The sequence below is a fragment of the Priestia sp. TGN 0903 genome (assembly GCF_050846855.1).
Classification (GTDB): Bacteria; Bacillota; Bacilli; order Bacillales; family Bacillaceae_H; genus Priestia; species Priestia zanthoxyli.
Window position 1 is genome coordinate 521,463 of the sequence record NZ_JBOZGL010000003.1, and the last position, 26,618, is coordinate 548,080.

Sequence of the window (26,618 nt, forward strand, 5' to 3'; positions counted from 1 at the left end):
TGCAACGACGACAAAATGATTCACTGACAAGCAGTGAAAAATTTGGTATAATCGTTACGTTTTTAAAAAGGAGAGACAGCGAAAATGAATATTTTATGGGACTTTGATGGAACCATCTTTGATACCTATCCGACTATCGTGAAAGCATTCAAAGAATTACTAACAGATCAAACGATTTCAGAAGATGATATTTTAAAACAAATGAAAATATCTTCTGACGTAGCAATCAAGCATTTTGATATTGAAAAGTCTTTGTTTGATAAACACTTCCATGTGCTCGAACAAAAAATCAATCCTAAAGATAAGTCTGCTTTTTCTCACGTAGAAGACGTACTGAGCTTTGCGGATACAAATGTAATTGTTACGCACAAGTCTAGACAATCTACGCTTGATATCCTGGCATTTTTTAATATGGAGCACTACTTCACGGAGATTATTACAAAGGATGATGGCTACAAACGAAAGCCTGATAGCGGAGCTTATGCCTATCTTCACGATAAGTATCAGCTCGATTTAGTAATTGGGGATCGCGAACTCGACTTAAAACCTGCCCGTGAACTGGGAATTAAAACATGTGCATTTCAAAATAACGATATTGAAGCAGATTATCACCTTACATCATATGATCAATTCTTTACAACGGTCGTAAATAAAAACTCGTGAAGCTATTCTTCACGAGTTTTTATTTGTTCAGGTGTATGTATTTCGGGGATTTCACCGAGCGTGTAGTTCGCTACTTTTGTAATGTTACTATTAGCAAAAAAATAAAACTCTCCGTCGACTCCGCGAATTTTTGTCGTGCGCAATCCAATTTCTTCAACAGTTCCTTTCGTATCATTTATAGATACGTGATCTCCTACTGAGAATTGATCTTCAAATAGAATAAAAAACCCATTTAAAATATCTTTAATCAAATTCTGTGCACCTAAGCCTGTAATAAACCCTGCTACGCTAATACCAGCTAAAAGTGCTTTCATATTAATTCCGATTGCCTCTAAAGACGTAATAAGTGCAATAAAATACACAACGTACATGACAATGCTCAGACAAAGTTTTTTCAGCGTTATTTCTTTTCGTTCGTTGTACCTCAGCAGTTTAGTTTTAAATCTGAAATCAAAGATTTTATTAATGACACTGCGAGCAAACCGGATGACAATTTGAGCAATGATAAAAATGAGGATAATCTTTATGATTACTTCACTAATGTCAATCCACCTACCGGTATTAAATAAAGTTTGCTGTACCCACTGTATGTATTTCATGACTAAGTCCCTTTCTTGCTTTATAAAATTTTCTCTACTGAATAGTATAATTTATTTTAAAAAATATACTACTAGAATTTATTAAGAGGCGTTTGAACTATTGTTTTATTTTAATTTATTTGTATTTGGTATATGTAATGAAAACTCCTTAATTTAGAAAAAGTGAAAATCCTCAGGTATAGATATTTTTAAAACATTTCTTTATACAAATATTAAATAAAATCTTATAGCAGAGATTAGTATAGATCTTATTAGCAAACATTATATATAGATATTAAAGAAAGAAAAATCCTCTAAAAACCCAATGATATCAAGGTTTAGAAAGAAAATAGCTTTTCAATAAATAACTGTGTGGAAAATAGCCCTTTTTTGTGAACAGCATCCTTTGGCTAAAGGATGTTTTTTATCGTAGTAGATATGGAATCTATTTTATTTACTATGTTTTTTCTTCTACAATAGATGGATTTTAAAATCAATAGTATGAAGATTGCTGTTAAAAGTATGAATTATTTCCACTGTGGATAAAAGTAGTTATGTTAAAGAGTAAATAACCTGGAAATTATCGTTAATAAAAAAATAAAAGGGATGTTTTTATTAATAAAGAGGATGATATAACAGTCATTGAATATGTTTTCTTTCTTTTGTGGATAAGTATGAAGGTGTTTTTTAGTAATATTCCATAGTTATACACAAGAAATATCATTTATTTAAACTCATTACGTTTATATAGATAGGATAATGAAATTTGAGAGCTGAAAAAATGGGTGTTTGTTTGTACTATTTGTATCAAAAAGAGAGGAGAAGGGATAGAAAATAAAAAAAAGGCATGCCAAAGAAGCCCCTTATGAAGCTGTAAGTTCGGCAGGGACTTGATCTTGAAGATTTTTTGAAAGCTCTTTTCGAATGAGCGTACGGATTTTCCCACCGTAATTTTCAACGACTTGAGCATCATGGCTGAAGAAGGCCTGTTCAATCAATGTATAAAGGGCAGACTTCACTCGTTCAATACCATATTCAAAAGAAAGCTGAACCAAATCAGCGATGTCTTCGTTTTGGAATGAAGACATAACAATTCCTGTAGAATCTGTGCTGTGTCCAGATAATTTTACAAAAGTCTCTTCAATAGTACGTCGAATCGCCGCATCGTATTGATCTCTCTTTTCTTGTTTTGACATCTTGCCATTTTTAGCTCCGTCTTTTAAAACAAAGAAAATAGTAGATCCTTGGACAACGGTTTTAAATGCGCTCGCCTGCGTTTCAGCTATTTTTTGCATCATACCCTTGTAGTGAGTATATTTCGGCGTAAAAATTTTATAGTCATTAAAGCTAATTTTTGAAGTGTTTTCTCCAGGATTAAACTGACGCTTAATCGTATCGTTGTCATAAACCAATTCTTTGCGCAGCTCTAAGCGAAGGGCATTTACGTTTTCAATTAGAATAAGTTCTTCAAAGCGAGTATATTCTAATTCCATAAACCCAAAGCCGTGTTCTTCAAAATATTGAGGGTAGGGAACAATACAAATATTGATTCCTTTGCCGCTGCGAGAGTAGGAAATTAATTCTGTTTCTGCTAATACTACATTGTTGTTGCGAACTGTTCGAACTGTACAATTCAAAGCGGCTGCAATCTCTTTTTCAGAAACATCACAAATAATACCTCTTTCATCAACGTGAAGGAAGTGATAAAAAATTAATTGTGAAATTTGAGATTTAGATAAACGGTGATGTTCTGCCACTGTTTTGATTGTAGGGTTCCCATGAGCGTCTAGGTCCATGTGATCTTCAATATCTTTATATTTTTCTACGGTGCTAGACAATTGGCGAATAATTTGTTTTCCAATTTTCGCAAATTCTTTTTTTATCATGAGAATCCCTCCAATCTATTTCATATCAACAATAATTTATTAGGGTAAAATAACAAAGAATACCTTGTGAAAATTATATCAATAAGAAACAGAATCGCAAACGAACGAGTAGTACGCTAAAAACGGCAAAAGGTTCAAAGAATGCTGTCATATCAAGGGGTTCAGCGTATAGGTTTTTTAGTACGACAAAAACGGCAAAAGCAAGCAAGCGCCGGTAGAACAGTGTTTGTTACGATCAGTAAAAATCAAAAAAAACTTTATGCGTTTTAGTACGTAAAAAACGGCAAAAGGCTCAATATAGTACGCCGAAAATAGCAAAAGTGAAGAGTGGTACGCCAAAAACAGCAAAAGTGATCTCGATTCACCTAAAAAAAGGGAAAAAAATCACTTCTCTGATCGCTGTAAATAACACAATGAATTTCAATAGTACGTCAAAAATGGCAAAAGCTATTTTTAGTACGTGAAAAACGTCAAAAACGACCTGGTAGTACGCTAAAAACAGCAAAAGTTATCGTTTGGTACGTCAAAAATGGCAAAAGCTTTATATATGCTGCGAAAAAAATAAAAAATAGGGTTTGAAAAGGACATAACAAAGGGAAAAGCAATGTTTAGTACGCAGAAAACGGCAAAAGTAGTGAAGGAGTACGTCAAAAATGGCAAAAGGTAGGATTGTTTTACGAAAAAAAGAGAATAATTAACACTTAATAAGTGATGACGAGTAAATAAAATGAATTTAGTACGTCAAAAACAGCAAAAGACAGTAATTAGTACGTCAAAAACAGCAAAAGACAGTAATTAGTACGCAGAAAACGGCAAAAGTAGCGGAGGAGTACGTCAAAAACGGCAAAAGCTTTTGTGTAGTACGTTAAAAATGACAAAACTTCCAAACTATGAAATGAAAATAGAGGGAGATTTTGTATCAAAAAGACGAAAATGGCAAAATGTCAAATAAAAAAGGAAGGGAATGATTTACCCTTCCAATGTTTCTCTATGTTCTCCTCCAAAATAATCTTGAATTTCATAATTTTGAAGAGGAATAAAAGAGATTTCAAATCCTTGAAGTTTTTGCTGATAACTTTGGATCAGTACTTGATTGCTAACAAATTCTGCTAGAGATTCATTAATTAATTTTAGGTTTACATCAATTTTCTTTGAACGAAAACGAACTTTTGAAGCAAAATATTGATACGGGTAAAAATGAGTGTAAGACTTTTCTTGTAAATAACAGTCTAAACGCTCTTTTTGAAATGCATAAAGCAGTAAAGAAGACAGCGAGTTATCTTTAAACTTTTTAATAACATCACTGTAAATTTGTACAAACTGCTGATTTAAAAAGCCTTGATGCGTATCATCGCTAAATACAATCGTTGCATATCGTCTGCCCGTTACTTCATCGGTTTCAATAACAGCCTTTTGAAAGAAGTTGATCGCAAATTTTGTATCTCTGGAATTTTTCTTCTTTGCTACACCTTCTACGTGATATCTGGCAATTTTCATAATGCGGGCTTCAACGGCTTCATAGTTTTTTACACCTTTTGAATTATAAATTTCTTTCACGATATCCGCTAAATCAAGAGTCACCGTTTTTTCTTTATAAAACATCTCGTCGCGCTGTGAAAGAGCAAACTGGATAATTTGGGAATCTTTTGGGTCTAAAACCATATTTCGTTTGGAAAGAACCGTTTGATTATCATTCACAGGGATAATGGTGCGAATGAAATATTCTTCATCAACTTTATAGTCATTATATAAAACGACTTCTTGGGAGTTTGTTTTAACTTCCATATTGGTTTTAAGAGAATGACTTTCATTTGAGAAGATAGGGGCCTCTACCCACGAATTTAATCTTTTATCAATCCAGTTACTCAAATTTCCATTGTATTTTTCCAGTATGATTTCAGCAATTAAAAAAGTAAAGTCTGTGTGAAATGCTTTCTCTATTTGATAATTCATCTTTGAATCTAGATAAGGAAAATCGGTAATATTTGTTTTTTTACTTTTAGCCCATGCCTCTACTTCTTTTAACTTTATCTTTAAAATATCTTCAGGTTTTTCCACGCCAAACAGCTTTTTTAAGTGTTCGGTATCCACTTTTTTATCCATCACTTTTTTGGCTAATTCAATGTCTTCAAAAATAGGATTAGGCTTTTCTGCTTTAATATCTTTTTTTAATGTTTGCAGCCAGTTTTTCTTATTTGATTGTCTTCTTTTGTAGGCTGGGTTTCGTATTTCCTTAGGATTTATTAATTTATTCTCTAAAACAAACGTATCTTGCAATATATTTAAAATGTAGTCTTCTATAAAATCTTTTTCATTCGAAAAAAACGAATGAGAATCATATAAAAAGTCTATGCACTTTGCTTTGATATTGTCATCGATCGCATCGCTGATTTGTTTAATAAGGTAAGGAGAAAAATTGGATGGTTCGTTCATGTTGACCTCCTCTGTATGTATTTAATCTGTAACACTCTTATTATATCTTTTTTGAACGATACTCTAAAGGCTAAAAGGAAAATTCGTTTTTGTGAATGCTGTTTTATATCAAATTAGCCTAACCAGCTATTAGTATATAAAGGCTTATTGCAAATATAAAATTCTTTCTTTATAGCGCTTGTACAATTTTAGATGTAAGGAGAGTATTATAGTAGCTTTATAAAAGAGAAAAGCAAAGTACATTCATTGAGTTTGAAAATGGAAAAGTTTATACTTGCCAAGTACACTCTTTTTACAAATAGGGGGAATAAATATGTTGTTAAAACCTAAAGCAATTTTTTTAGATATGGACGGTACGATATTAAATCGCTCCAACAAAGTAAGTATTCAAACAAAAGAAACCATTGACGAATTACGAAAACAGGGAATTTTTGTTTTTATTGCTACGGGAAGAGCGTTTGATGAAATAGAAGAGTTAGTTCCTGAAGGCTTTCAAGTAGATGGATTTATCACATCAAATGGTATGGCAGGATACGTAGGAAAAGAATCAGTCTTTCAGCATTCGCTTTCACTTCAATTGGTGGAAACTATTATTGAAAAAGCAAGAGCGAACAAGGTATACTACGAGCTTTTCCCGTATGGCACACCTCGCGTGACGTTAAAACAAGATCAGCCGTATGTTGAAAATGAAATTAAAGAGCCAAAGCCAGACAGTGTGGAAATTAACGAATGGCTTTCTCGTAAACAAGCAATTAAAGAAGAAATTGACTGGAAAGATTCCGTAGAAGGAAGTGAATTTTCAAAGTTCTATTTCTTTGCAAGAACGCACGAGCATATCGATAAATGGAAAGAAGAGCTTGAAAAACTCAAGCAAGAAACAGACTTTACAACTTCTACTTCATCTAAACACAATGTCGAAGTGATGGTGGCAAACGTAAATAAAGCAACGGGAATTCAGCAAATGCTAAAACATTTTAATTTGCCCGAGCAAGACATTCTAGCAATTGGCGACAGCAACAATGATTTACCAATGTTTCAGTTTGCCAGCTACGCTGTAGCGATGAAAAACGCGCCGGATCATATTAAAGAAATTGTCGATGACATAACGGAATTTAACTGTGACGAAAACGGCGTATCTCATTATCTTTCTAAATTTTTATTACAAAAATCTACTAGAAGTAATCCCGTTTTATAAAAATGAATCTATTTCACGACAATGCATTATAACCAGCTCTTCAAAACATCGTCTTTTAGGCGATGTTTTTAGTATACATAAGGTGAAAAGTAAACCGTTCATTATTTTTATTTATAAACAACATAATTATATAACTATCCTCGTACCTATCCCTGCAAAACACCTCTCAGCCCTGATGAGTACCACCATGCCAAAGCATAAAACATTTTAAAATCTAAACTTTTTCTTTCTTCAAACTTTTTATAAAATGCGCAGAAAAGGGATTGTATCTCCGTATATTTAATGCTAATATAACATTTAATGAAAATAGTATAACATATTTATCTTTATTTCATAATTAGTATGACATAAATTCTTAATTTAATTGTTTTGTTAAAGTGTTTATAATCACAGTGACCAGCATGTTTATCTATTCATTACTATTAAATTGTGTATCTTGTAAGCTGCTAAATAAAAATATTAGCGTTATTAAACTATCAAAATCAAAGAATAGGAAGATTTAATGTGAATAAAAGAAAAATTGTCTATATAGTTTCCGACTCAGTAGGTGAAACGGCTGAGCTGATGGTAAAAGCAGTTTTAACTCAATTTAGTGGAGAAGATATTGAAATTCAAAATACTTCTTACGTAGAAAATGAGGAAAATATTGATAATATCATTGCCGAAGCAAGGTGTAACGAAGCCATCATTGCGTATACTATCGTCATCCCACCTTTAAAACAGTATCTTGACCAAACGGCACAAGAAGAAGGAATTGTAGCTGTTGATTTGATGACCCCTCTTATGAGTGCCTTTAGCCAAACCTTTAATAAAGAACCTAATCTTCAACCGAGATTAACAAGAAAATTAGACGATAACTATTTTCGAAGAGTAGAAGCAGTTGAATTCGCTGTTAAATATGATGATGGACAAGACTTCAGAGGCATCAAGCAAGCTGATCTAGTGTTGATTGGTGTTTCGAGAACATCTAAGACGCCACTTTCTATGTATTTAGCTCATAAAAGTCTTAAAGTAGCGAATATACCGTTAGTTCCAGAAGTGACGCCTCCTGATGAACTTTTTACTATTCCAAAAAATAAATGTATTGGTTTAGTTATTACACCGGATAAGCTCAATGAAATCCGAAAAGAACGATTAAAAAATTTAGGTTTAGCGTCTCAAGCCAATTATGCCAATGTAGATCGAATCCTTGAAGAGCTGGACTATGCTGAGAAAATTATGAAGCGCATTGGTTGTCCTATTGTTAATGTCTCAGGTAAAGCAGTTGAAGAAACCGCTGAAGTGATATTGAGCATGTTAAAAAAGGACAAGATGAAAGGGTATGTATAAAAACTCCCATTATGTAAGACAGACAACTTGTCAGACATACTTAATTTATAGAGAGTCAAGTAGAACAGGCGTGTTGCTAAAAGGTGCTTTTTTAAAATATAAAAGATAAGGAAGATTGTGATGAGCAATGTATATAAAAAAACAGACGTTATCTTAATTGGGGCCGGAGTGATGAGCGCAACGCTGGGATCTTTACTAAAAGAGTTAGTGCCGGAATGGGAAATCAAAGTATTTGAGAAACTCGCAGATGCAGGAGAAGAAAGCTCCAATGAATGGAATAATGCAGGGACTGGGCATGCTGCCCTGTGCGAGTTGAACTATACATCTGAACAAGCTGACGGATCTATAGATATTACGAAAGCAGTGCGAATTAATGAACAGTTTCAGCTTTCAAGGCAATTTTGGTCGTATCTTGTAAGCAGTAATTTAATTCATCCTCCGCAAGAGTTTATTATGCCAATCCCTCATATGAGTTTCGTACAAGGAGAAAAGAACGTATCCTTTTTGAAAAAACGTTTTGAAGCGCTATCAAATAATCCGTTGTTTCAAGGGATGGAGTATTCGGATCGTCCTGAAAAGTTAAAAGAATGGATGCCGCTTGTTATGAAAGGCCGTACATCGACTGAAGCAATTGCGGCAACCAAAATTGACTCAGGAACGGACGTGAACTTTGGAGCTTTAACTCGTATGTTGTTTACACATTTAAAAAGTAAAAGCGTAGAAATAAACTATAACCACAGCGTTGAAAATCTGACACGTACCGCAGACGGCTCGTGGGAAGTAAAAGTACATGATATTCATAGCGGCAAACAGGAATATCACACGGCGAACTTTGTTTTTATCGGAGGAGGAGGCGGAAGTCTGTCTTTACTCCAAAAAACGGGTATTCCTGAGTCCAAACATATTGGAGGGTTCCCGGTAAGCGGATTATTTATGGTATGCAATAATCCCGAAGTTGTAGCGCAGCATCACGGGAAAGTGTACGGAAAAGCAAAGGTTGGCGCTCCGCCGATGTCGGTTCCACATCTTGATACACGCTATATCGACCGCAACAAAACACTGCTGTTTGGACCTTTTGCCGGATTTTCACCAAAGTTCTTAAAAACGGGTTCAAATTTGGATTTAATCAATTCTGTAAAACCGAATAATATCTTAACGATGTTAGCAGCAGGCGTCAAAGAGATGGGCTTAACGAAATACTTGATTCAACAGGTGCTATTGTCAAATGAAAAGCGTATGGAAGAACTTCGCGAATTTATTCCAAACGCAAAAAGCGAAGACTGGGATATCGTCGTAGCGGGTCAGCGTGTACAGGTAATCAAAGATACGGAAGCCGGAGGTAAAGGAACTCTTCAATTTGGTACAGAAGTTGTGAGTTCAGCGGATGGTTCCGTTGCTGCATTGCTCGGGGCTTCGCCAGGTGCTTCGACTGCCGTTCATGTTATGCTTGAAGTGCTAGAAAAATGTTTCCCGCAGCATATGAAGAACTGGGAACCAAAAATAAAAGAAATGATTCCTTCTTACGGCTTGTCACTGGTAAAAAATCCAGCGCTTTTTAACGAAATTCATGCTTCTACAGCACAAACGCTGAATTTAAGTAAAAAAGAACTTGCGTACCGCTGATTTTAGGCGGCCTTTGGCACGTATGCTTTAGATTAAAAGAATTTTTTTAGGCTACTTTATAAAGTGTTTAAAATATAAGTGAAATCTATAAGAAAAAATGAAGAAGCTCCGTTATATTGCGGGCTTCTTTTTATTTATTTCCTTTGCTAGCAGAATTTACTTCGTATGCATGATATAATTCTTATTAGTAAGCGTTTACATATAATGGAGTGAAGAATTGGAAAATAGCTATTTTGAGGAGCCGATAAAAGATGATTACAACTAATACATCTTTACTAACGAAAGAACAAACGATTTTTAGCCATTCAGGGAATAAAATTAAATTAGAAGACAGAGAGATTAATATTGTTGCTCGATTTGAAGAGCCTCTTGTTCTAGTTTTAGGAAATGTCCTAAGTACCGAAGAATGTGACGAACTTATACAGCTATCCAAAGATAAAATGCAGCGATCAAAAATTGGAGCTGAACGTGAAGTAAACAGTATTCGAACGAGCAGCGGCATGTTTTTTGAAGAAAGTGAAAACGAGCTTGTACATCAAATTGAAAAGAGACTTTCTAAGATAATGGGACCGTCTATTGAATATGCTGAAGGCCTTCAAGTTTTAAAATACTTGCCTGATCAAGAATACAAAGCGCATCACGACTATTTCACTTCTGCAAGTAAAGCATCTAAAAATAACCGTATTAGTACATTGGTTATGTACTTAAATGATGTGGAAGAAGGAGGAGAAACTTATTTTCCTAAGCTGGGTCTTTCCGTATCTCCGACAAAGGGAATGGCCGTGTACTTTGAATATTTTTATAGTGATGCTGAACTTAATGACCGTACTCTCCACGGGGGAGCTCCTGTTATAAAAGGAGAAAAGTGGGTCGCTACCCAGTGGATGCGCAAACAAAAAATTCGATCGTAAAAACAAAGGTTTGAAGAGCCCTATTAGCTATTGTTAGTAAGGGCTCTTATTTATGTTACAAAAAAATAGTCATTATGGTAGTCAGTTATGATATTGAAATATTCACACTTATTCTATTTGTGCGGCTATTCCTTATTTTTATAAGCCGGTAGACGATAAATGTATTTGTAGTGTAAAATATCCTCATGATTAAAAATCTGGATACACAAAAACGAAAAATGTGTTTGTGAAATAAAAATAAAATAAATGCTATTTAAAATAATGACTTTAAAACAAGCTGCGCGAAAAACTCGTGAAAGGTATTTTCACGAGTTTTTGTTTTTAGGTGATTTACACTATTTATAAAATCATTTTACTTTTATATAGTAGATAGGGAATGTGTTAAAGGAGGACCCGGGTTTTGAAAGAAATAAAAGCAATTATTTACATCATGATCGCGATGTTTATGCTGCTTCTTACTGGATGCAGTGATGAGCAGGCAAGTCATTCAAGCACACCTTCTACGGATACAAAACAAGAAGTTCAAGTAGAAGGTTCATCAGATCAAGAAGAAGACCATAGTCCTTCTAAAGCAAGTCGTGAAGATGTAGTAGGTGAGGCAGCTACGGTAGAAAGAGTGGTGGATGGCGATACGCTTAAAGTAAAAATGCTGAACGGAAAGACGGATCGCGTACGACTACTTCTTGTCGATACCCCAGAAACAAAGCATCCCAAACTAGGCGTACAGCCCTTTGGTCCAGAAGCATCTGCTTACACGAAAAAAAGGCTAGAAGGGCAGGAAATCACTCTTGAATTTGATGTGCAAGAACGTGATCAATATGGACGGTTACTTGCGTATATATGGATAGACAATGAGCTATACAATGAAGAGCTGCTAGCAAAAGGGCTAGCCCGCGTAGCGGTATTTCCTCCTAACACAAAGTACGTAGACGAATTTAAGAAAATACAGGAGCAGGCTCGAAAAAGCGAAAAAGGCATCTGGAGTATTGAAAACTATGCCCAAGAAAAAGGATATAATACGGATGCTGTAAAAAATCAGTCCTCTTCTAATCAAAAAGATACTCAATCTGCCACAAGCTGCGAAGGTAAAATAAAAGGAAATCAAAACTCTAAAATTTATCACGTGCCAACAGGGGCACACTACAATCAAACAATGAACAACGTCATTTGGTTCTGTACTGAAAAAGATGCACAAGAAGCAGGATACAAAAAAGCAAAAAACTAACAAAGAAATTCAGTAGCTGCTGAGTTTCTTTTTTTGTGAGTTCCGTAAGTATGTGTATAGGATTGGCTAAATACCGTCCAACAAAGAACGACCAATTCGTATAAGAAGACGCACGGGCCATATGAGCAACTGAGGCACTTGTAAAAGAACCTCCGCTATAAGTTCTCTCCCGCTCATCGTATTATCTTTCTGCTGACGGGGTTTTTTCATAGTCATCATCCATTCATTTGAAAATATACATTAATTATACAATGAAAGGAAGGTTAGGAGCTAATTTTTTCTTTCTTTTCTTTTTCGTGTTAAAGTAGATAGGTAAGAAGATTTGCTACAAATAACGCAAGCGAAGAGAATAAAGGGAGTTTGAAAATCGTGAAAATAAGGAAAGCAAGAAAAGAAGATGCTTCTGCTGTAACGGAATTACTTTATGACATGCTTGGCAGTATTGCGCGCTCTCACACGGCGGCTACAACGAATGAAGAAGCGCTTTTAAGACTTAAAGCGTTTATTCTGTCTGAGAAGAATCGCTATAGCTATCATCATATTACAGTCGCAGAAGTCAATGAGAAGGTAGTTGGACTTATGCTTTGCTACGAAGGAAGTATGTTACAAACGCTTTATGAACCAGTTAAGCGTTTTGTGCGTGCGAAACTTAATAATCCAGCGTGGGAAATTGATATAGAAACTGAACATGGAGATTATTATATTGATTCTCTATGTGTAGACGAAGATTACCGCGGAAAAGGGATAGGAACGGCTCTTTTAAATGTAGCCAAGCAAGAAGCCAAAAAGCGTAAGATGTTTTTATCGTTAAACGTTGAATACAATAACGTAGAAGCCAAAAAATTGTATCAGCGTATAGGCTTTCAAGAGCATAAAACCATTTTTATTGATAAAAAACCATTTTTTTATATGAAGACTGCCTGATCATCTTTACGGTAGTATTTTTTGTGATAAAATGGATATATAAGTAAAATAGTAAGAACCAACAGCTCAGCACTTTTGCTGAGCTTTCCTGTAAATCGCGTAAACGTATCAAAATGGAAAGAATCCTACATCCAATGGACCATAAGCAAGCGGTCATGAAAGTATGTTTGCTGATGTGCCACATGAAAGGAGCGTGCATGAACATCAGAGATCTTCCGTTTAATATGAGTTATCGATTTAATGAACAGCTTCGAGAAGTTCCGGTTAACCCACACCAAATGAAGCAGGGAATTATCTATTTAAAGAAACGAGCTCTTGAAGAAGAGGATGAGTGTGCCGCTGCTAAAACATATGGACATATTGGTGTATATGAGCGCATACTTGGAGAATTAACGAGCAGTGAAAGACACTTGCAGCTGGCCATTTATCTATATGACCGACATGCTGATACAATAGGTGAATTTTTGAATACAATCCGACTTGGACATACATATCACTGGCAAGAACAGTGGGATAAGGCGAATGAAACGTTTCAGCTACTCATCGAACAATTAAAAGCAGATGAAGACCTTCACATATATGAAGACTTTGTCTATCAGCATTATGGAAAATGTTTACTTGATCAGCGGGTTGTTTCCAGAGCACATCACTATTTTCAACGCGCGTTAGAAATTCGATTGAAAAAAGGCGATAAAGAATTAATTGAGTCGACTAATTCCTGCATCCGTCTTTGCTTAAATAAATTAAAACATTCCTAGTATACATAAAAGATAAATGACTCATAGCCTTGGTTACACATAATGCATAAACTTTCCGTTTGACAAACGTATGTGAACATATTATAGTCATACATGGCAATTTAAGAATACGTAATATAAAAACTAAACATAAGCGTCTCTTCTCTTTTGGAGAAGGGGCTTTTTTATGTGAATTTTTATGCCGAGGAGGGTTTAATCGATGAGTAAAATAGTAAAAGATGTCATCTTTTTATTAATAGGTTCGTTTGTATTTTCACTTGCAGTTAACATGTTCGTCATTCCAATAGGACTGGGTGAAGGCGGCGTTACGGGTATATCCATTATTTTATATTATACAACGCATCTTTCAACAGGCGTCACTAACTTTATTCTAAACGGTATCTTGCTTATCGTAGGGTATAAATTTTTAGAGAAAAAAACTATCGTCTATACAATGATTACGATTATTACTACATCTATTTTTCTTCACGTAACTGAAGGCTGGGGTCTTCATCTTCACGAAGAGCTCATTGGCATGGTTTTTGCCGGTGTACTGCTAGGCGTTGGAATTGGGATGATTTTGCGAGTTGGTGGAACAACAGCAGGGTCAGCCATTATTGCTCGAATTCTAAATAAGTTTTTAAACTGGAAAGTCAGTCATGCACTTTTAATTGTTGATTTACTAGTGGTATTGGCTTCTTATTTTATTATTGGAATCGAAAAGTTACTATTTACGATCGTCATGCTTTACATTACAACAAAAGTAATTGACTTCGTTATTGAAGGATTTGATGCCAAAAAGGCCGTTACCGTTATTTCAAGCAACAAAAACGAGGTAGCGGACCAAATCAATGAACAGCTTGATCGCGGGGTAACGATTCTAAACGGTCGAGGGAACTATACAAAAGAATCAAAAGAAATTTTGTACGTTGTCATTAATAAACAAGAGCTTCTTAAACTTAAAAAGTTAATTAAAAAAATTGATGATGAAGCATTTGTGATTGTACACGATGTACGAGACGTAATTGGAAAAGGCTTTTTAAGCGCATAAAGCTGTGGTTCTTGGCAATTTTTTCTGACGTTGGTGTTTTCCGAAAAAGTATGATATAAGTGTGTCTAAAGACAATTCAATATACGAAAGGAAGAACCCATATGCGTAATAAAAGGCATGTAAAACGTCTTCTTCAACGTCGAATCCGTTCTTTACGATACGTTGTCTTGATTTTATTTACGATACTGATTTTAAAGTACGTTAGTGAAATTATGTAACTTTTTTATATGAGTCTTATCGCTCATTTGGAGTGCTTTTTCTTTTAAATTAGTAAACCAATTTGTATAATAGGTTTTAAGAAGGAGGAGTTCCATGAGCATTCCCAAACCATTAGTTCAGCTTAATCAACTCTTTATCGTTATAACGGTTTTGCTCGCTTTACTTGCGGCAAAGTGGCTTTTACTTTTGCCTTTTCTCGTTGGAGTAGTCACACTTGTAACAAAGCGTAATCCTGTAATTATGGCAGGTAAAAAGCTTCTCAAGAAACCTATTTCTTCTTATCAAATGGAAGACCGGGATCAGCAGCTTTTTAACCAATGGATTGCAACGATATGTGTGGGAGTTGCTTTCATTTCCTTTTTAATGGGTTATACGCTTGTCGGCTATTTATTTAGTATAATGGTGATTCTTGCTGCAGGTGTAGCGCTGATGGGGTATTGTATAGGCTGCACGATTCGTTATCGATATATGATGTGGAAATATAAAAGAAAAAAATACCCTGCATAAACAAAGCCTCGAGAAGGCTTTGTTTTTTTTTGCTCATTTGTATACGTTATCAATAAATTTAATCATCATAACGGATGAAAACAGATGTTAGAGCACCTGTATCCTTTAAAAACCTTTGTTGACAAAGTAAGGTAAACAAATTAAACTTTTTATGATAATAATAATCGTTACGATTTAAAGGAGGGGAATTATAGTTAGAGACAGTACATAAAAAAGGATAGCTTTTAATAAAGGAAGGGTTTATATGAGAAAAAAGATAAGTCTGCTATGCTTAACGCTTGCTACGATAGGTATGCTAGCGGCATGTTCGAGTAAATCCGCGAGTACCGGACAAGAGAGGGAAACAAAATCACTTACTTTTGTATCGAATTTTCCAAGTGACACGCTCGATCCACAGTTAAATTACACCACTGTAAGAGCCGGCATTGCGGAAACACTAGTCAAAGTGAATGAGCAATTACAGATTGAACCGTGGCTCGCAAAGAAATGGAAAACAGAAGATAATGGGACGACCTGGATATTTGAGATTAGAGACGGAATTACGTTTCAAAATGGCAAGGATTTGAATGCTGAAGCCGTGAAACATTCGTTAGAAAGAACGATAAAAGAAAGTGAAGCAATGAAAAGTGCACTTAAAATTAAAGAAATGAAAGCCAGTGGCCAAATCTTGATCATTACAACAACAGAGCCGCTTGCTACGCTGCCTTCTGAACTTGTTCATCCAAACACGGCAATTATTGATGTAGATACTTCAGATATAAAAAGTAAACCAGTGGGAACGGGACCATTTAAAGTAGCTTCGTTTAAACCGGATAGTGAAATGAAAGTAAAAAAATATAAAGAATACTGGGACGGGGAACCAAAATTGGATGAAGTTGTGTTAACATTTAATGATGATGAAAATGCACGCACGTCTGCTTTACAATCAGGTGAAGCTGATATTGTATATCGTCCGGCAATTGAAAGCTTAAATACTTTAAAACAAGATTCATCTATTGTAGTAGATATACAGCCGAGCCTCAGAAATCAAATGCTTTTCTATAATTCAAGGCAAGAAGCGTTTAAAGATAAAAATGTGAGAAAAGCGTTTGATGTATTATTAAATCCCACGGATGTTGTCAACACAGCGCTCGCAGGTCAAGGTTCACCAGCAGCAGGTCCATTTTTAGATAGTTTGGATTTTTCGAACGATCAAAAAACGAAAACCTACGGACCAAGTGAGGCTCAAAAACATTTAGAAAAAGCCGGTTATATACTCAAGGATGGAAAAGCAATAAAAAATGGAAAACAACTTTCTTTTAAGCTTGTTACATACCCTTATCGTCCAGAACTGCCTTTAATGTCACAAATGCTTCAGTCAGAAGCCAAAAAGATTGGTGTAAAAATAAACATTCAACAAGTGGAAAATATGGATGAGTATATGACAACAAAAGATGATTGGGGAATCGTTACATACAGCCTAGTAACCGCGCCGCGAGGAGATGCAGGATATTTCTTTAATGCTCTTTATACGGAGGGAGGGGCATTTAATGTTGGACATTTTCATGAACCAGCATTAGCTTCCATTATTGATGAGCTTAATAAAACCGTTGATCAAAAACAGCGCAATAAGTTAGCAAGACAAGCCGGAGAAATAGCAGAAAAGGAAACGCTGCATTCTTCGATTGTTCACCCGAACAATTTTGTAGCCTATAGAGACAATGTAAAAAATTGGGTTACAGCCAAAAGTGAATACTATGTGATAACAAAGGATTTAGATGTGAAATAGATATGAAATTAATTGGTAAAAGAATAATAGAATTACTCATTTTTTTAGTTATCCTATCGTTTCTCAGCTTTGTTTTAATGAAGCTGGCTCCAGGAGACCCAGTTAAGCAAATGCTTCGCGTAGATGACGTGGCAGTGTCTGAGGAACAAATAAATAGTTTGCGAACAGAGCTAGGGTTTAACGAACCCGTATATATTCAATATGTAAAGTGGCTGAAGCGTTTTTTTCAGTTTGATTTAGGATCTTCATATATGACAAAAGAGCCTGTCATCGACGAATTAGTTGAGAAGTTTCCGGCTACGCTGCGCTTGACGGTTGCATCTTTGGTTGTGATGCTTTTAATAGCTGTGCCACTCGGAACGCTGTCAGCACTATATCCAAATAAGTGGATTGATTATCTCAGCAGAAGTATTTCTTTAATTGGAGCGTCTATTCCAAGCTTTTGGCTCGGTCTTTTGTTTATACAGCTGTTCTCTGTACGTCTTCAATGGCTTCCTTCAATGGGTACAGGCACAGCAGCCCATCTTGTGCTGCCTTCTTTAACACTTGGTTTTGCCATGTCCGCTGTGTATATGCGAATGATTAGAGCTAGTCTGCTAGAAGGATTGAAACAAGATTTTGTACGATCTGCTCGAGCAAGAGGAATAAGTGAAAGCCGCATTTTTATTTTCCATGCGTTTCGGTATAGCTTAACACCCATTCTTACCATTTTAGGGACAAGCTTAGGGAGTTTACTTGGAGGAACGGTTATTATTGAAGTGCTTTTTGCTTATCCTGGAATCGGAAAACTAGTTATTGATGCGATTATGAATCGTGATTATCCTGTGATTCAAGGGTATATTTTGTGGATGGGCCTGTTTGTTGTTTTAATCAATTCACTTGTGGATTTGAGCTACAAATATGTAAATCCCCAGCTCTATGTAAAGGGAGGGGATAAAACGTGAAAAAGCCGCAGCTTCTTTTTGTAGTAATAAGCATGTGTGGTATTGTGCTTATTTTATTTTGTCTGTTTGGAAGTCAGCTAATACCAATGGACCCCACACAAGTCAATATGCAAGACCGGCTTCAAAAAGCCAACAGTGATCACTGGCTAGGGACTGATCACTTAGGCAGAGATCTTTTTTCACGAATCATAGCTGGAGCTCAGACTACGATTGGAACTAGTTGTCTTGTCTTAGCGCTCTCTCTTTTGATTGGAGTCCCGGTTGGTTTAGTTTCAGGGTATATTGGAGGAAAGATAGATCGCTTTTTAATGAGAATTGTAGATGCTTTTTTAGCTTTTCCTGATTATATTGCAGCCATTGTCCTAAGCGGACTGTTAGGGCCTGGATTATTTAACTTAATTGCTGCGATGGTTATTGTAAAGTGGGTTAGTTATGCAAGGGTAGTGCGGAGTATTGTGCTTCAAGAAAAGTCAAAAGAATATGTGCTGATTGCTAAATTAAACGGAGTGGGAACACTGCCTTTAATCCTTCGCCACTTTCTTCCTCACGTCGGGGGACATATTCTTGTTCTTGCTACGCTGGATATAGGGAAAATCATTTTAATGATGGCCTCATTATCCTATATTGGACTAGGGACTCAGCCGCCTACTCCGGAATGGGGAACGATGCTAAATGAAGGCAGGGCTTACTTTTACAATGCTCCGCAGCTAATGTTGATACCAGGTGTGACCATTATTTTATTTGTGCTGACGTTTACAGCTTTAGGTGAATATATTCGAGGAAAATATCAAGTTAATCGATAAAAGAGGTGATCGTCATCGTTTTAGAAGTAAAGCATCTAGCCATTCATAATAAAACAAAACAAATCATAAAAGACGTTTCTTTTACAATCGAGCAAGGACAGTGGATGGCGCTCATTGGAGAAAGCGGAAGCGGGAAAAGCATCACTGCTTCTTCGATAGGAGGACTGCTGCCTTCAGGTGTAACGCTTAAAGAAGGCTCTATCACCTTTAAACAGAAAGGAGAGGCTCCTATCCTTGGAAAAGATATTTCGTATATCTTTCAAGATTATCGAAGCGCTTTTACGCCTTTTTTAACAATTGGAAAGCAGTTTGATGAAACGGTTCGTACTCATAGTGAGCTGTCTAAAAAAGACAGGAAAGCCGCCATTTTTCAGGCTTTAAAAGCGGTGAATTTACCTAATGAACGCGTGTATAAAAGCTATGCTGCTCAGCTGAGCGGAGGACAGCTTCAGCGAGCAGCGATTGCTTTAGCGCTGGTGATGAAGCCTGCCTTGATTATCGCAGATGAACCAACTACGGCTTTAGATAGCGTGGCAGCAGCTGAAGTTCTTCAGCTGCTGTATAAGCTGAAAGAAGAAGCTGGCTGTGCCATTCTGTTTATTACTCATGATTTGCGTCATGTGCGGAAATATGCGGACCGCGCAGCCATTATGCTAGCAGGAGAAATCGTGGAAGAAAACAGTATCGAATCTCTGCTTCACACTCCGCGTCATTTTTACACAAAAAAACTGTTTAACGCCATTCCTTCTTTACGGAAAACGCCTGATCGATTGTTAGATACGCAGAAAAAAGTGTTGATATAGGAGTGAGATATGAAAGAAAAAAATATATTACGCGTCACGCAGCTTGTGAAACAGTATAAAGACGTTAAAGCGCTAAATAATGTTTCCCTGCATATCGATAAAGGGGAATGTGTAGGGATTGTCGGAGAAAGTGGAAGCGGAAAAAGTACGCTTGTAAAAAGCGTGCTAAGGTTAACAGAGACTCAGCAGGGAGAAGTATGGTTTGCAGAGAAACCTCTTCACCGGTTAAAAGGGAAAAAACTGCAGCAAGCTCGTCTAGGCCTGCAAGTTGTCTTTCAAAATCCCGGGGCTTCTTTTAATCCGAAAGTAAAAATCATCGATTCTTTGCTCGAGCCTTTGCGACAGCAGCGAACCGTTCCTTCATTTTTATCTCATGTGAGCAGAAATGAAAAAGAAATCGCTTTTTATTTGTTAGAAAAAGTCGGACTCAGCTCGGAATATGCCCTGAGTTATCCTCATGAACTCAGCGGAGGACAGCTTCAGCGTGTAGCGATTGCGCGTGCCATTAGTGTAGGTCCGTCTCTGATACTGTTAGACGAACCAACAGCGAGCCTTGATGTTACGGTACAAGCAAAGATTTTAAATTTATTAAAAGATTTGCAGGAGACTTTTCAGCTGTCTTATCTTTTCATTTCGCATGATTTAGCAGCAGTAAAATTTATGAGCAGTCGCATGATGGTTATGCAGCAAGGCGAGGTTATCGATCAATTTGACCGTGCAAAGCTATTTGATAAAAACAGGCATCCCTATACAAAAAAGCTTGTGCATTTATTTGAATAGAAAATAAAGCTCTTCGTTTAATATACTAAACGAAGAGCTTTTTTATAAATGAGAATGAGACAAAGTCAGGGACGCGGCGGTGGAGTATGCATATGGATAAAGTGATAGCCTGCTTGGCAGAGCATGATAAAACTAATGGTGAGTACAACGAGAGGAATTAGCTTGTTTTTTCCTCGTTCTTCATATAGTCCGGCTGCGCTTAAAAGAAAGCCAATAGTAGCTAAAGGAGGAGAGGCGCGAAAGAATAAATCTGCAGCTGTAAACCCTTGGTTTGTATATTTATAATAAAAAAATAGACCTGTAATTAATAAAAATAGTCCAATCCAAAACAGCGTAAGTTTTCCAAAAAGGGTTTTAGGCACTGTGTTTTCACTCCTTTTGTCAGTCAAGTACCATAAAATACTAGCATAAAACGTTTTGGTTTGCATTAGAGAAAAAGAACTTGAATGATACAATATGTGTAAAAGAACAGGTTTGAAGTAGGAGGAGATGAAGTATTCAAAGCGCTTCATGTAAAAAAATACATATCGTTGGATCCGTTGGAAGTGGAAAAACGACTCTAGCCCGTTTGTTATCCCATAGATTAGAAGTTCCTCACATCGTAAGAAAAAGCCGCTCAGTTGATGAGCGGCTTTTTTTGGTTTTTATTCTATCAACATAGACCCGCATTTTTTTTCACAAGCTTTTGCAAGGTTTTTGAGAAGCTGATTAAGAAACTCTTTGTCCATTTTAAGCCACTCTTCCTTTTGCAGTCCTTCTACGATATAGGAAGAAAAAACCCACACGTCGTTTTTGATGGCAGAGCGATTTGTTTCAGCGATTACAGTTAATGCCTTAATGACAGCAGACATCACGGAAACATCTTCTTTTCCATAATGGCGAATTTGATAGAACGCTTTGTACAAATAATCCGTAAAAGAAGGTTTTTCTAGCAGCACTCGAATACGTCCTTCTTCATCGCAATAATAAGGAGAGGAAGAATAGCTTTGTCCGAGTTTGATAAACACTTGCGTGAGCTGTTCAATGCAGTTAATAGCTGTTTCAGGGTCATTAATAGCTGGTGAAATAGCTCTTAATGCAATTTCACTTAGTTTTTGAATACCTAATTTTACGTCTTGGATCGATTCTTGGTCATTTGTAATAAACAAGCAATGAAGAAATTTTTCACGTTCTAACGATTGATTGTGAGTGATTACAGTTAATAACGGTGTGTCTGCTTCTACATACTCTCCGGGTGCTTTTTCGAGTTTAACAATGACATTTAATTTAGATGCTAGTGCTGTTAAATGGTTGAGTTCTATATATTGAATATATCCTTGTCTATTACTTTTAATTTGCAGTGTGTTTTCACTATCAAAATCAACCTGTATTTCATTCTTTGATTCGGGGTGCTTTTGTTGTTCTAGCCGTCTCTCTTCAATGGTAAGCATCGTTTTTTTTGCAATGTTTGAAATTAAATTTCCGACTTTAATCCAGTTGATGACGTGGTGAATCAAAAACACAAACATCCCTAAGCAAATGAATGCTACCACGATGGCTAATGAAGGAACAATAAAAGTATTGCTGACTTGGTTGCTGCGAACTTGAATGAGCAGTACAAGCACGTATACGTATCCACCGATAAAAGTGCCAAGCACGCGCTGAGTTTTGGCATCTGTATTAAAGTTCTGAATCGTTCTAGGAGAAAACTGACCTACAAACGTAGTCAGTACCACTAACACAGAAGAAAACGTAATTGTCGTCATCGTTAATAAGGAATTTGATACTGAACTTAAAATAGTATGAGCAAGCTCTTTATCCGTTAGAAACACGGAAGGAACTAACTTTAACCACTGTTTGTGAGCTGTCAAATATCGATCTAAAAATGTACTAATAGTGGCTAAAACAAAAGCAACAATTCCGTATATAGAAGGAGTAATCCAAAAATTAGCTTTTATTCGATTTTGCTGTAGCTTTATTGACATAGCGAACTCTCCCGTATCATGATTTAATAAGTTCGGACTTCTTTTAGTATGAAGAAAAAAGTTAACCATACTTATCCACCTATTATTACCCTCACCTGCATGTGAAAAACTTCTTTAAGAAAAGTTTTATCATTCATTTGTAAAGGGTAGAGATCAAAAAGGAGGGAAGAACCGTGGCATTTGATTATTCACTTGACTTTGAACATATCGATTTTAGAAAGCATCCTGAAAAGTATAGAGTAGGAAAAGGAGAACAAGGAGTTCTCCTTGTTGAGCCATACAAAAGTGAAATTCTTCCTCACTGGCGTTTTCGTACACCTGACATTGCTGAGGAATCCGCCGCCGCCATCTATCAGCTTTTTTTAACCTACAAAGAAAAAAGCGATTTTGTTGGAATGGACATGGCCCGGAAATTTCTCCAAATGGGATACACGCGATCGAGGCGCTACGCGAACTACAAAGGCGGAAAGAAATACAACAAAGACGGCGAGCGTAACGAACGGCAAATTGATGAACAAAAAGCAGAATCGGCATCTATTTTTATGGAAAAATGGAAAGAGGTACGAGAGAATAAAGAGTACTTGAAAATGAAAAAAGAGCATCAAAAAAAGTACGGATAATCAGCTGGGATCCGTACTTTTTTCCTTTGTTATTTCAATTCGTTTAATATGGTGATGTTCAATATCAATGACTTTAAATGAAAAACCTTCGTTTTTGATGCTATCACCTTTAGCAAGATCAAACTTTTCGGTCAGCATCCAGCCGCCAATGGTATCAACGTCTTCTTGTTCAATAGTTGTTCCGAGTAAATCATTTACTTCTTCAATCAACACCTTCGCATCTAGTACGTAGTGATTTTCATTAATTTTGTGTACGTCCGGTATTTCATCATCATCAAATTCATCACGAATTTCACCAACAATTTCTTCTAAAATGTCTTCTACCGTTACAAGCCCGGTTGTTCCTCCATACTCGTCTATTAAGATGGCCATGTGAATTCTGTCCCTTTGAATTTTAAGCAATAAGTCGTAAATGGCGATGGAATCAATGACTTGAATGATGGGTTTCATATACGTTTGCACGGGACGTGGTTTGATATCATCTTCTTTTATGTAATCCGCTAATATTTCTTTAATATTAACTAATCCCACCACTTGATCTTTGTTTCCATCTATAACTACTGGATAGCGAGTATATTGCTCTACTCTAGCCATTTTTAAGAATTCTTCTATCGTTTCATCTGCTGATACGCTAACAATTTCTGTACGAGGCACCATGATTTCTTTAGCCGTACGATTATCAAACTCAAAGATATTATTCATGAACTTAAATTCCGATTGATTAATTTCACCGCTCTGATAGCTTTCAGATAAAATAATTCTAAGTTCTTCTTCACTATGAGCTACTTCATTTTCAGAAGCTGGCTTCAGGCCGAATAATCCGACAACGCCTCTTGCTGAGTGGTTTAAAAGCCAAATAAACGGATAAAGTAACTTAGAAAAAAGAATAAGAGGACGGGAAAATAACAGCGTCACTTGTTCGGCTTTTTGAATCGCCACCGTTTTGGGCGCAAGTTCTCCAGCTACCACATTTAAAAATGTGACAATCGAAAAAGCAAGAACAAAAGATATAACATGCGAAAGTGATGTAGCAAAAGGCAGCATGTCAATAAGCGGCTCTAATAAATGACCTACAGTAGGTTCACCTATCCAGCCTAGACCCAATGCGGTAACCGTAATGCCCAGCTGTGTGGCTGAAAGATAACCATCTAAATTTGATACTACTTTTTTTGCTGCTAAAGCGTTCCGGTTTCCTTCTTCAATTAACTGATCGATTCTAGTCGACCGTACCCTAATGACGGCAAATTCCGTTGCAACAAAAAAGGCTGTTAATATGATTAATACGATGAATAAGATGACATTTACTGTTTCCAAATTTATCTCCTTACCCCGTTGAAACGGATAAGGGAACACCTCCTTTATAAAAGTTTGATGAGCTGATTTATATGGTAAATAAAGAATATCATGTATACTGTTCCCTTAATCTCCGTAGAAATAAACTTATCGAAAAGAAAGAACACTTTTTAATAACCCGCAACATTTTTTGGCAGAAAAAGCGTAAACTAAACATTATAAAATGAACGAAAAGAGACAACGTGATACCTTTAAAGAGATGTAAATAGAAGTAGGAGTCGATTGTTTTTATGGAATTTTTTCTGACGATATTAGTCTTATTGGCTTTGATTGGTCTATCTAATATCATTAATCATTTTGTGCCATTTATTCCTGTTCCGTTAGTTCAAATAGCTTTGGGAGCAGGGCTTGCTATATTGCCATTTGGCGGAGATGTCCATTTGGAACCTGAATTATTTTTTATTTTATTTATTGCCCCGCTATTATTTAATGATGGGAAAAACGTGTCAAGAGCTGCTCTTTGGAAGCTTCGTACACCTATTTTATTACTAGCGCTGGGACTGGTTTTTGTAACGGTGGCAGTAGGGGGATATCTAATCAATTGGCTTATCCCTTCCATTCCGTTACCGGCGGCATTTGCACTAGCCGCTATTTTGTCACCAACAGATGTAGTGGCAGTTGGAGCTATGGCGAGCCGAGTAAAGCTGCCTAAGCGAATTATGCATTTGCTTGAAGGGGAAGGACTGATGAATGATGCCTCTGGTCTTGTAGCGTTTCAAGTAGCAGTAGCTGCTACCGTAACGGGCGTTTTTTCAATCGTAGATGCTACATTTCAGTTCCTTTGGGTAGCGTTGGGCGGTTTGTTTGTAGGAGCATTTATCGCTTTTCTGATTATCAGACTGCGTGTACTTGTTCGACGTTTAGGAATGGAAGATATTACGATTCATATGTTAATACAAATTCTAACTCCATTTGTTGTCTTCTACATTGCTGAACACTTTCATTTATCGGGAATCTTGGCAGTTGTAGCAGGCGGCATTGTGCATGCGATTGAGCGCGACCGAGAGGAATCACCTAACCAGCAGCTTAAAGTGGTATCAAAAAGTACTTGGACGGTGATTTTATATTTGTTAAATGGCTTGGTTTTTGTGCTGCTTGGTCTGCAAATACCAAAAGTGGCGAAAGCAATTATTCAAGATCCAAACTTTAATAATGGACAAGTGCTTCTTTATATTTTGATTATTACTGTCTTTTTGCTTGTACTACGATTTATTTGGGTGATGGTATCATGGTCAGTAGGCTGGTATTACAAAAACAATAAGCATCTAAAACCTGAGCCTCGGTCTATTGGTATTATTACGGTTTCAGGTGTACGAGGAGCTGTTACGTTAGCCGGAGCGTTTTCGATTCCTTATACGCTTGATAACGGCAGTGATTTCCCGGAACGCTCTCTGATTATTTTTCTAGCAGCAGGCGTTATATTGTTAACCTTAGTTGCGGCAAGCATTCTTTTACCTGTTATTGCGAAAACAGAAAAGGCGCCGAAGAAGCCTGAGCGCAATACAAAAGAGGTTAAAGCACGTATTAAAGTGCACAAAGCTGCTATTCAGCGGTTAAAAAGAGAAATGACCGAGGAAAATCGTGGAGCAGCGCTTTCGTTAATTTCAACGTATAATACAACGATTAATAACATCATTGTTAAAACGCATCCTTTAGAAGCCTCTGAAAACAAACAGTATGAAGAAGAAATTCGATTGCTGGCTCTTCAGGCCAAGGGGAAATTGGTGGAAAAGCTATTAAAAGAGGAAAAAATAGACCGTGAGACAGCGTATATTTGTTTGGAACATACGCACAAGCTTGAAATGGCTGTAACCAATCGTGTAAGGTACAAATTATTGGTGAGCTGGATGAGGTTTAAAAAAGTTTTGCTATTACTAGTCCGAATTTTTTCACCGAATAAGCAGGCTTTAAGAAAACAAAGCCTGCGCAGAAGAAGTAAAGTGAACAAAGTACGTATTCAAATGATTGAAGAAGCGATAAAGGTCATTAAAGAAAACATGAACGAAGAAAATCGAATGATTTCACTTGCTATCATTAGTGAATACCATAGATCCATGGCAAGACTTAGAAAAGAGAGTACGGAGTATAATTCAGGCAAACGTAAAAAAGCAACGAGAGATTTATGTTATAAAGCGTTTCATACCGAGCGGGAAACGGTGCAAGAACTTTATGAAAAAGGAGAAATCACGCGTGAAATCGCTCATAATATCCGAAAAGATATCGCTTTGCGTGAAGCATTAACAATTGAAGAAAATGGTTATTAAAAAGTCGCAGAGAGTAGTCTCTGCGACTTTTTCTAGTA

General features: G+C 36.4%; 24 protein-coding genes and 1 pseudogene. 18 read left to right on the forward strand and 7 right to left on the reverse strand.

Annotated elements, in window-relative coordinates; genetic code table 11:
* The first annotated feature begins 84 nt into the window (after positions 1-84).
* Complete coding sequence (locus ACRPLY_RS13680; RefSeq protein WP_325077504.1) at positions 85-663, forward strand: HAD-IA family hydrolase; 579 nt, start codon at positions 85-87, stop codon at positions 661-663.
* Positions 664-665: 2 nt separating this feature from the next.
* On the opposite strand, the gene ACRPLY_RS13685 is transcribed toward ACRPLY_RS13680, so the two are convergent.
* The 3 genes from ACRPLY_RS13685 to ACRPLY_RS13695 form a co-directional block, all read right to left on the reverse strand.
* Positions 666-1,262 carry a mechanosensitive ion channel family protein gene (locus ACRPLY_RS13685; RefSeq protein ID WP_028412904.1) on the reverse strand — a complete coding sequence of 199 codons (597 nt, stop codon included), beginning with the start codon at positions 1,260-1,262 and terminating at the stop codon, positions 666-668.
* Between the two features lie 842 nt (positions 1,263-2,104).
* Positions 2,105-3,127, reverse strand: coding sequence for a hypothetical protein (locus tag ACRPLY_RS13690; RefSeq protein ID WP_033579375.1), 1,023 nt, complete (start codon positions 3,125-3,127; stop codon positions 2,105-2,107).
* Between the two features lie 969 nt (positions 3,128-4,096).
* The gene (locus ACRPLY_RS13695) at positions 4,097-5,560 is read right to left on the reverse strand and encodes a hypothetical protein (RefSeq protein ID WP_013083667.1); all 1,464 of its coding nucleotides are present in this window, start codon (positions 5,558-5,560) and stop codon (positions 4,097-4,099) included.
* Between the two features lie 313 nt (positions 5,561-5,873).
* On the opposite strand from ACRPLY_RS13695, the gene ACRPLY_RS13700 reads away from it, so the two are divergent.
* The 5 genes from ACRPLY_RS13700 to ACRPLY_RS13720 all read left to right on the forward strand — a co-directional run bounded on the left by ACRPLY_RS13700 (position 5,874) and on the right by ACRPLY_RS13720 (position 11,843).
* Positions 5,874-6,755 (forward strand): HAD family hydrolase, encoded by an 882-nt coding sequence (locus tag ACRPLY_RS13700; protein ID WP_099331105.1) that lies wholly within the window; start codon positions 5,874-5,876, stop codon positions 6,753-6,755.
* Between the two features lie 504 nt (positions 6,756-7,259).
* Positions 7,260-8,084, forward strand: coding sequence for a pyruvate, water dikinase regulatory protein (locus tag ACRPLY_RS13705; RefSeq protein WP_325076392.1), 825 nt, complete (start codon positions 7,260-7,262; stop codon positions 8,082-8,084).
* Between the two features lie 120 nt (positions 8,085-8,204).
* Positions 8,205-9,707: a malate:quinone oxidoreductase gene (locus tag ACRPLY_RS13710; protein ID WP_034268903.1), complete on the forward strand. Its 1,503-nt coding sequence runs from the start codon at positions 8,205-8,207 to the stop codon at positions 9,705-9,707.
* A gap of 251 nt (positions 9,708-9,958) precedes the next feature.
* Complete coding sequence (locus tag ACRPLY_RS13715; protein WP_033579371.1) at positions 9,959-10,618, forward strand: 2OG-Fe(II) oxygenase; 660 nt, start codon at positions 9,959-9,961, stop codon at positions 10,616-10,618.
* A gap of 400 nt (positions 10,619-11,018) precedes the next feature.
* On the forward strand, positions 11,019-11,843 hold the full coding sequence (locus ACRPLY_RS13720; protein WP_028412910.1) for a thermonuclease family protein: 825 nt from the start codon (positions 11,019-11,021) through the stop codon (positions 11,841-11,843).
* 66 nt (positions 11,844-11,909) lie between these two features.
* Here the strand turns inward: ACRPLY_RS13720 and ACRPLY_RS13725 are convergent, their stop codons facing one another.
* The gene (locus ACRPLY_RS13725; protein ID WP_181170502.1) at positions 11,910-12,053 is read right to left on the reverse strand and encodes a hypothetical protein; all 144 of its coding nucleotides are present in this window, start codon (positions 12,051-12,053) and stop codon (positions 11,910-11,912) included.
* A 159-nt stretch (positions 12,054-12,212) separates the two neighbouring features.
* Here ACRPLY_RS13725 and ACRPLY_RS13730 point away from each other — a divergent pair, with 159 nt between their 5' ends.
* From ACRPLY_RS13730 to ACRPLY_RS13770, 9 genes are all read left to right on the forward strand, one after another.
* Complete coding sequence (locus ACRPLY_RS13730) at positions 12,213-12,767, forward strand: GNAT family N-acetyltransferase (protein WP_325076391.1); 555 nt, start codon at positions 12,213-12,215, stop codon at positions 12,765-12,767.
* Between the two features lie 197 nt (positions 12,768-12,964).
* Positions 12,965-13,525, forward strand: coding sequence for a hypothetical protein (locus tag ACRPLY_RS13735; RefSeq protein WP_028412912.1), 561 nt, complete (start codon positions 12,965-12,967; stop codon positions 13,523-13,525).
* A 199-nt stretch (positions 13,526-13,724) separates the two neighbouring features.
* Entirely contained in the window at positions 13,725-14,555 is an 831-nt protein-coding gene (locus tag ACRPLY_RS13740; protein WP_098113166.1) for a YitT family protein, read from the forward strand.
* Between the two features lie 312 nt (positions 14,556-14,867).
* Positions 14,868-15,281 (forward strand): DUF4395 domain-containing protein, encoded by a 414-nt coding sequence (locus ACRPLY_RS13745; RefSeq protein WP_325076390.1) that lies wholly within the window; start codon positions 14,868-14,870, stop codon positions 15,279-15,281.
* 244 nt (positions 15,282-15,525) lie between these two features.
* Entirely contained in the window at positions 15,526-17,049 is a 1,524-nt protein-coding gene (gene nikA, locus ACRPLY_RS13750) for a nickel ABC transporter substrate-binding protein (protein ID WP_325076389.1), read from the forward strand.
* Between the two features lie 2 nt (positions 17,050-17,051).
* Positions 17,052-17,993 carry a nickel ABC transporter permease gene (gene nikB / locus ACRPLY_RS13755; protein WP_033579366.1) on the forward strand — a complete coding sequence of 314 codons (942 nt, stop codon included), beginning with the start codon at positions 17,052-17,054 and terminating at the stop codon, positions 17,991-17,993.
* Positions 17,990-18,796 carry a nickel transporter permease gene (gene nikC / locus ACRPLY_RS13760; protein WP_325076388.1) on the forward strand — a complete coding sequence of 269 codons (807 nt, stop codon included), beginning with the start codon at positions 17,990-17,992 and terminating at the stop codon, positions 18,794-18,796. Before nikB ends, nikC begins: the two co-directional genes overlap by 4 nt.
* A gap of 5 nt (positions 18,797-18,801) precedes the next feature.
* On the forward strand, positions 18,802-19,599 hold the full coding sequence (locus ACRPLY_RS13765; protein ID WP_325076387.1) for an ABC transporter ATP-binding protein: 798 nt from the start codon (positions 18,802-18,804) through the stop codon (positions 19,597-19,599).
* A gap of 9 nt (positions 19,600-19,608) precedes the next feature.
* The gene (locus tag ACRPLY_RS13770) at positions 19,609-20,379 is read left to right on the forward strand and encodes an ABC transporter ATP-binding protein (protein WP_325076386.1); all 771 of its coding nucleotides are present in this window, start codon (positions 19,609-19,611) and stop codon (positions 20,377-20,379) included.
* A 65-nt stretch (positions 20,380-20,444) separates the two neighbouring features.
* Here the strand turns inward: ACRPLY_RS13770 and ACRPLY_RS13775 are convergent, their stop codons facing one another.
* Positions 20,445-20,741, reverse strand: a complete 297-nt coding sequence (locus ACRPLY_RS13775) for a hypothetical protein (RefSeq protein WP_028412920.1) — start codon at positions 20,739-20,741, stop codon at positions 20,445-20,447.
* 134 nt (positions 20,742-20,875) lie between these two features.
* Between ACRPLY_RS13775 and ACRPLY_RS13780 the strand changes: the two are divergent.
* Positions 20,876-20,977, forward strand: a pseudogene (locus ACRPLY_RS13780) (DNA topology modulation protein FlaR); the annotation flags it as partial.
* 46 nt (positions 20,978-21,023) lie between these two features.
* On the opposite strand, the gene ACRPLY_RS13785 reads toward ACRPLY_RS13780, so the two are convergent.
* The gene (locus ACRPLY_RS13785; RefSeq protein ID WP_228307261.1) at positions 21,024-22,343 is read right to left on the reverse strand and encodes a DUF2254 domain-containing protein; all 1,320 of its coding nucleotides are present in this window, start codon (positions 22,341-22,343) and stop codon (positions 21,024-21,026) included.
* 173 nt (positions 22,344-22,516) lie between these two features.
* Here ACRPLY_RS13785 and ACRPLY_RS13790 point away from each other — a divergent pair, with 173 nt between their 5' ends.
* A complete protein-coding gene (locus tag ACRPLY_RS13790) occupies positions 22,517-22,963 on the forward strand; it encodes a DUF4385 domain-containing protein (protein WP_028412923.1) in 447 nt (148 codons plus the stop codon).
* On the opposite strand, the gene ACRPLY_RS13795 is transcribed toward ACRPLY_RS13790, so the two are convergent.
* Positions 22,964-24,277 carry a hemolysin family protein gene (locus ACRPLY_RS13795; RefSeq protein WP_028412924.1) on the reverse strand — a complete coding sequence of 438 codons (1,314 nt, stop codon included), beginning with the start codon at positions 24,275-24,277 and terminating at the stop codon, positions 22,964-22,966. It lies immediately after the preceding gene.
* A gap of 269 nt (positions 24,278-24,546) precedes the next feature.
* Between ACRPLY_RS13795 and ACRPLY_RS13800 the strand changes: the two genes are divergently transcribed.
* A complete protein-coding gene (locus ACRPLY_RS13800; protein ID WP_028412925.1) occupies positions 24,547-26,580 on the forward strand; it encodes a Na+/H+ antiporter in 2,034 nt (677 codons plus the stop codon).
* Positions 26,581-26,618: the final 38 nt, after the last annotated feature.